The following is a 6,192-nucleotide window of genomic DNA, read 5'->3' as shown; positions in this document are numbered from 1 at the left end:
CATCTCGCTGCCGCGATCCCAAGTCAGGGAGCGCCACATCTCGCGCGGGAGTCTGCGGACCTCGCGGCTGAGCGCGCTCGCGACACTCGCCGCATCCTTGCCTTGGACCTTCACCAGCATCGTAAAGCGGGAGTGGCGCTCGACAAGCGTGGCGATGTGGCTGTTCTTCGCCCCGGAGATCAGGTCTCCCTCCCTGTGGCCCGGTATCGCACGATCTTCCACTTCCGCCGGGCGCTCTCGGATCGAGATTGCATCAATGATCTGGCCGCGAGGCTGTCCTTCCGTGCTCGCAAGGCGTGAGCGGCGCATCATCCGTCGCGAACGCAGGTGCTTCAGCAGTTCTTTCTTGAGTACGCCGCGAGCCTGAATGAAAAGGCTGCGGTAAATCGTCTCGTGGGAGATGTGCATATTGGACGCGCCTGGATACTGAACCCGTAGCCATCCTGCGATTTGCTCGGGCGACCAGTCCAATCCGAGCTTCTCTGCCACTATTTGTTGCAGTGGGATATGCGTTGCGAGCCGACAGGGCTTGGGGCGCCGCGCCCGATCCCACGCCCGACTATCGGCCACAGTGGCGCGATATGTGCGCCGGGTGCCGTGGCGCGCGATCTCGCGGCTGATCGTGGAAGGGGCGCGCTGGAGGGTCGCGGCAATCTGACGGATCGTTGCCCCGCCAGCAAGGCTGCGGGAGATCTCCTCGCGCTCTGAGGGCGTCAACGCCAGACGGGACCTGCGACGCTCGGCAGGGGCAATTCCGCCACACGCGGCGACGACGCCATGAATCGAACCAGCCTGCTTGCCCAGCGCTCGGCCAATGTCACTTAGCGACTCGCCAGCTTGCCACCGTGCCCAAAGCTCAGCCCTCTGTTTGGCCGAGAATCCCGGCCTCCCCATTGGCTCCATATGCAACACCCCCAAACGCAGTATTAGGACCGAAGGTGTTGCATCGATCAATTGAACTCACCTCGGCCTTCTTCGCCCGGGAACTGAAGTGATGCATCGCTGCATCACGCGGTTGAGCGGAGAAGGCCCTGTCCATCGTCTTTGTCGGCTGCTGGGAGTGAGCCGGGCCGGCTATTACGCGGCGCGGGCGCGGGCCGAACGTCCAAGCGTGCCCTGCGCCGCTGGCGCTCACCTCGAGCGCGTGTTCGCAGCTTCCGGGCGAACCTACGGCAGCCGGCGTCTGGCAAAAGCCTTACAGGCGGATGGCACCGCCGTGGGCCGTTACCGGGTGCGGACGCTGATGCGCGAGCGCGGCCTGCGGCCCGTCTGGCGGCGGCGCTTCGTGACCACCACGCAACGCGACGACAGGGCCCCTGTCGCCGAAAACCACCTCAACCGCGAGTTCACCCCGGCCGGACCGAACCAGGCGTGGGCGTCCGACATCACCTATATCCCAACCGCCACCGGCTGGAGCTACCTGGCGGTCATCCTCGACCTGTACTCGCGCAAGGTCATCGGTTGGGCCCTCGATCGGCAGATGCCGGCGAGCCTGGCCTGCGAGGCCCTGCGCATGGCGCTGGAGCAGCGCCAACCGGAGCGGGGACTGCTGCTGCACTCCGACCAGGGCTGCCAATACACCAGCGCCGCCTGGCGGCGGCTGCTGGCCCGGCACCAGATCCAGGCGAGCATGAGTCGCCGGGGTAACTGCTGGGACAATGCCGTCGTCGAGCGCTTCTTCCTGAGCCTCAAGACGGAACGCGTCTGGCAACGTCGCTACGCGAACCACGGCGAGGCGCGGCGCGATATCGCGGACTACATCGCTCGGTTCTACAACACCGTTCGCATCCACTCGACGCTGGGCTACCTGCCTCCCAGCGTCTACGAGCAACCAACGGCAGCCAATCCACCTAACGCGGTGTCCGAAATCACTTGACCACCACAAACAGCTCCCCGCGGCGGACGGAGCCAACCCCTGGACGAACGTTCCCGGCAATGGGCGGAAGCTCGTTGCTCATCAGGAACGCCCTTGACCCGACCCTTCTTCGTGCCTTCGTCGTCAACAAAAGGTAATTGAGCCGGACGCTCAGGCGGGGGTGCGGCGGCGGGCATGGAAGCGCCGGCGGCTCCGCCAGCGGTAGACGACACGCCAGCCGAGCAGGAAGGCGAGGATCGCCGCGTACAGGGCGACCTCGGCATAATCGGCGCGTGCCAGCCACAGGAAGTGGAGCACCGCCAGCACGCCGGCCAGGTACACCCCACGGTGCAGCCAGACCCACTTCTTCTTGAGCCAGCGCTGGGCGCCGTCGGTGGAGGTCAGCGTCAACGCCAGCAGGATCAGCCAGGCGGCGAAGCCGACCATCACGAACGGGCGCTCGGTCAGGTCGTAGAGCACCAGTTCCCAGTCAAAGAACAGATCCAGCCCCAGCCAGATCAGGGCGTGCGCGGTCACATAGCCGAACGCCACAAGCCCCAGCATTCGCCGTAACCGCACAATCCACGCCAGCCCCGTCATCTGCCGCAGCGGTGTGACCGCCAGCGCGATCAGCAGCGCGATCATTGCGTGGGTGCCGGAGAGTTCCAGCAGCTTCTCGATCGGGTTCACGCCCAGCCCGTCGAACCAGCCCAGCGTACGCAGGCCAATCCAGGCCGCCGGGACCAGCGAGGCCAGCAGCACCGCCCACCAGACGCCACGCGGTGGCCGGGCGCGCGCCCGGCGCGTTGAGGCCGTCATGCCGTCACCGCGTCAGATGTACCGCGTCAGGTCCATCCCCTCGTACAGCGAGGCGACTTCATCGGCATAGCCGTTGAACATCTCCGTGCGCCGGCGGCGGAACTCGCCGATCCGGCGCTCGGTGCGCTGTGACCAGCGCGGATGGTCCACCTCCGGATTCACGTTGCTGTAGAAACCGTACTCGTCGGACTGCGCCTGATTCCACAGGGTCGGCGGCTGGTCCTCGACAAAGCGGATGTGCTGGATCGACTTGATGCTCTTGAAGCCGTACTTCCACGGCACCACCACGCGGATCGGCGCCCCGTTCTGATTCGGCAGCACGTCGTCGTACAACCCCACGGCCAGAATCGTCAGCGGATGCATCGCCTCGTCCAGGCGCAGCCCCTCGGTATAGGGCCACTCGAGCCCGCCACTACTGCCGCGGCGGCGGCGCTGGCCGCGCAGGTTGTCCGGATCGTAGATGCTCTCGAAGGCGACATAGCGGGCACCGCCGCGCGGCTGCGCCTTCTCGATGATGCGATTCAGCTCGAAGCCGATCCACGGGATCACCATGGACCAGCCCTCGACACAGCGCATGCGATAGATCCGCTCCTCCAGTGACCAGGGGCTGATGAAATCCTCGACCGCATACTCCCCGGGGTTCTCGCACAGCCCGTCCACGGTGATGGTCCAGGGGTCGGTCTTCAGCTGGTCGGCGTAGGTCTTGGGATCACTCTTGCCCGGCCCCATTTCGAAGAAATTGTTGTAGCTGGTGATCTCGTCATACGCGGTCTTCGACTCGTCCGTGGAGTAGTCGCTGCCCTCGAACTCGAGCGGGTAGCCGCGCAGCGCGGCGGAGGCCGGCAACGCCATGCCCAGTCCCCCCAGCGCAAGACCGGCGCCCAAGCCGACCCCGGCACGCAGGAACTCGCGCCGCCGCGCGTAGACCTCCGGCGGGGTGATCTCGCTATGGGAACACTCGGAACGACGTCGGGTGCGGATCAGCATGGCCTGCCCTCGCGACTGGTTGGGATGACAGTGAGAAGCGCTGCCACTCGTGCACGATGGACCAGAAGCAGCGTCCCGAGTTCGGCTCGCCATGCCCATAAGACAATCCGCCGAACAATAAGAATTTTCTGCTTGCGCAGCGCCGGGAACGATATATAAGGCTTTTCTGATACCGCAGTCCGGGGTGGCCCGGCCGGCTTGTCAGGAGACCCGACAATGGATCCGACGATCGACGACGCGGCCGATGGTGCCGACGAAATCGCCAGCCTGTTCGACAACCAGCTCGTCAATGACCGCGGCCCGGCACGCCACGCCGCTCGCCGCGCCCTGGAACGCCTGATGGAAGAACGCGCCCTGCGCGCCCACCTCGAGGACGACTTCGACCTGGCCCCCGCCCACGAAGCCCTGGAGTGGTAACCCCCGGGGTGGCGCGCCCCGCCACCCCATTTCCGAAACGCCCCACATCATCGATGCGGTTCGCTTCGCTCATCACATCCTACGAATCCAATTGTCCCCTCGTAGGATGCGATGAGCCCCGCGAATCGCATCACTCGGATGCATCAATCACCCTGGGCCTCTCCCACAACCAAGCCATCCGATTCCGGCACGCCACCCCAATCCACCGGATACACACCCGCCCGCACAAACCGGTGAGAACTGGAATACGGCCACTCGGCCACACAACGTGCCCAGCCATGCTTCACCGGGTTGTAATGGATGTAATCGACATGGCGGACCCAATCATCCTCGTCGCGGATGCAATGCTCCCAGAACCGGCGTTGCCAGAGCCCTCGCTCACCGCGTCTTGCCCGGCTACGCGTGCGCGCTTCGCCAGCACACACCAACCGCGAGAACCGCGCCTTGATCAACCGCCATCGGCGGCTGAAATCGGCATCATCGTCCGGCAGGCGCCAGATACAATGGAGATGCTCGGGCAACACCACCATCGCGTCGATCACGAACGGATGACGATGCCGCACCTCGCGAAACGCGTCTCTCAACGCATCAATGTGATCCGTAAGCAGGGTGTTTCCTACCCGAACCGCCGCATTCACAGTGAAAAAATACGTGCCACCCGGCACGCGCACACGGCGATAATCCGTCATCCGTCGCCTCCCTTCCCTGGGATTGGTTCGAACCGATGTTTGTGCTGCTCCGACGCGATGCGATTCGCTCCGCTCATCACATCCTACGAGAGTTCTACCCGCCCTTGTAGGATGCGATGAGCGAAGCGAATCGCATCAACGCCCGGGGGCAGAGCTACCCCCTAGCCGAGGCCTTCACCCGTCCTCATACCCCGTCAACTCCACGAAGCCCCGGCCGACCGGCTCGCCATCCGCGTCGAGGATATCCACGGCCCCTTCCCAATAGCGGACCACCGTGTCCATCTCCTGCTCGTCGCGCACCGCCACCACGGTCCACTCGCGCGCCGGCCCGCCACCCGGAGGCTCGATGCGCATCGACCATTCCACCGGATAGCGGTTGCCGGACGGCTGGGTGGCGTAGCGGGTGGGTTCGAGCTGCACCTGCTCCGGCTCCAGCAGGGCGTCCTCGGCATTCGCCGGCATCCAGCGACCTTTCGATAACTCGTGCGGCGTGCCATCGGGGCGGCGCAACTGGTAATACATCACGTCCAGCCCGTCATCTAGCTGCAGCGCAAACCAGTCCCAGCCCGCCTGATCCTCCGCCAGCGCGCTGGTACTCCATTCGCGGTCCATCCACGCCTGCCCGGTCACGTCCAGCGTTGCCCCGGCAGCACGGCGCACCTCGCCGGCCACCGCGATACGCGGCATCGAGTAGTAATACGAGGCATCGCCCGGCTCCGACCCCTTCTGGCTCAGGCCGGCCTCGCCCTGCAACACCGGCTCGCGCGCAGGCCCCAGTTCCAGGGACAGCACGTAGTCCTCGACCGTGAAGCGCAGCGTCCAGCGCTCTCCGTCCAGCCCGGCCAGTTCCCAATCCTCGGCCCAGACCCGCCCCGCCGGCTCGGTCGCCCCGGCCAGCCCGCCGCCATCGCGCACGAACCGCTCCTCGGATGCGTGAAACCCCGCGTCACGGTCCAGCACCGCCGTATGCACCATCCACAGATCGGGGCTAGCCCAGGCCGAGTCGTGCCAGACCGGATCCCCGGCGAGCCCGGGCGCCAGCCCCACGCGGAAGAACGTCACGTGAAATCCGAAACGCTCGCCTTCGGGCCCGTCCAGATTCCCCGTCAGGTACCACCACTCGTTGCGAAACCCCGGATGCGGCCCATGATCGCGCGGAAACTCGAACGCCCGCGGCGCGTCAGCGCGGCGAAAACCCGTGGTGTCCTCGCCCCCCAGTGCCTCACTCACCCGCAGGCCGGTCACCCCCGGATCATCCGTCTCCGGCGGCTCCCCACCCCCGCAGGCGCCCAACACCCCCACCAACAACACAACCAGAAGCCCCTGTGGGAGCGGGCCTGCCCGCGAAGCCCCTGCCCGCGCTGGATTCTGGCGGGACCCATTCGCGGGCAAGCCCGCTCCCACAGCGCCTCCCACAAGGGCTCC

The 6,192-nt window shown here is 66.0% G+C and carries 7 protein-coding genes; 2 read left to right on the top strand and 5 right to left on the bottom strand.

Features of this window, described 5'->3' with window-relative positions:
- On the bottom strand, positions 1–894 hold an 894-nt coding region (locus tag G315_RS0106970), incomplete at its 3' end, for an IS30 family transposase (protein ID WP_019612206.1).
- A 100-nt stretch (positions 895–994) separates the two neighbouring features.
- Between G315_RS0106970 and G315_RS0106965 the strand changes: the two genes are divergently transcribed.
- A complete protein-coding gene (locus tag G315_RS0106965; RefSeq protein ID WP_081624454.1) occupies positions 995–1,876 on the top strand; it encodes an IS3 family transposase in 882 nt (293 codons plus the stop codon).
- A 150-nt stretch (positions 1,877–2,026) separates the two neighbouring features.
- On the opposite strand, the gene G315_RS0106960 is transcribed toward G315_RS0106965, so the two are convergent.
- Both G315_RS0106960 and msrP read right to left on the bottom strand, forming a co-directional pair.
- Entirely contained in the window at positions 2,027–2,674 is a 648-nt protein-coding gene (locus G315_RS0106960) for a sulfite oxidase heme-binding subunit YedZ (protein WP_019612204.1), read from the bottom strand.
- A 12-nt stretch (positions 2,675–2,686) separates the two neighbouring features.
- Positions 2,687–3,661, bottom strand: coding sequence for a protein-methionine-sulfoxide reductase catalytic subunit MsrP (msrP, locus tag G315_RS0106955; RefSeq protein WP_019612203.1), 975 nt, complete (start codon positions 3,659–3,661; stop codon positions 2,687–2,689).
- A 216-nt stretch (positions 3,662–3,877) separates the two neighbouring features.
- On the opposite strand from msrP, the gene G315_RS0106950 reads away from it, so the two are divergent.
- The gene (locus tag G315_RS0106950) at positions 3,878–4,078 is read left to right on the top strand and encodes a PA3496 family putative envelope integrity protein (RefSeq protein WP_019612202.1); all 201 of its coding nucleotides are present in this window, start codon (positions 3,878–3,880) and stop codon (positions 4,076–4,078) included.
- Between the two features lie 143 nt (positions 4,079–4,221).
- Here the strand turns inward: G315_RS0106950 and G315_RS0106945 are convergent, their stop codons facing one another.
- Positions 4,222–4,767, bottom strand: a complete 546-nt coding sequence (locus G315_RS0106945; protein ID WP_019612201.1) for a transposase — start codon at positions 4,765–4,767, stop codon at positions 4,222–4,224.
- A 174-nt stretch (positions 4,768–4,941) separates the two neighbouring features.
- On the bottom strand, positions 4,942–6,084 hold the full coding sequence (locus G315_RS0106940) for a lipocalin-like domain-containing protein (protein ID WP_081624457.1): 1,143 nt from the start codon (positions 6,082–6,084) through the stop codon (positions 4,942–4,944).
- Positions 6,085–6,192: the final 108 nt, after the last annotated feature.

The organism is Thioalkalivibrio sp. AKL7 (genome assembly GCF_000381705.1).
Taxonomy (GTDB): Bacteria; Pseudomonadota; Gammaproteobacteria; order Ectothiorhodospirales; family Ectothiorhodospiraceae; genus Thioalkalivibrio; species Thioalkalivibrio versutus.
The sequence above is the reverse complement of the archived record's forward strand: the minus strand, read 5'-3'. Positions and strand labels throughout refer to the sequence as shown.

Bases quoted from the DNA above. Each gene is read 5' to 3' on its own strand.
- G315_RS0106965 (WP_081624454.1), top strand. From the start codon at position 995: ATGCATCGCTGCATCACGCGGTTGAGCGGAGAAGGCCCTGTCCATCGT.
- G315_RS0106950 (WP_019612202.1), top strand. From the start codon at position 3,878: ATGGATCCGACGATCGACGACGCGGCCGATGGTGCCGACGAAATCGCC.
- msrP (WP_019612203.1), bottom strand. From the start codon at position 3,661: ATGCTGATCCGCACCCGACGTCGTTCCGAGTGTTCCCATAGCGAGATC.
- G315_RS0106945 (WP_019612201.1), bottom strand. From the start codon at position 4,767: ATGACGGATTATCGCCGTGTGCGCGTGCCGGGTGGCACGTATTTTTTC.
- G315_RS0106960 (WP_019612204.1), bottom strand. From the start codon at position 2,674: ATGACGGCCTCAACGCGCCGGGCGCGCGCCCGGCCACCGCGTGGCGTC.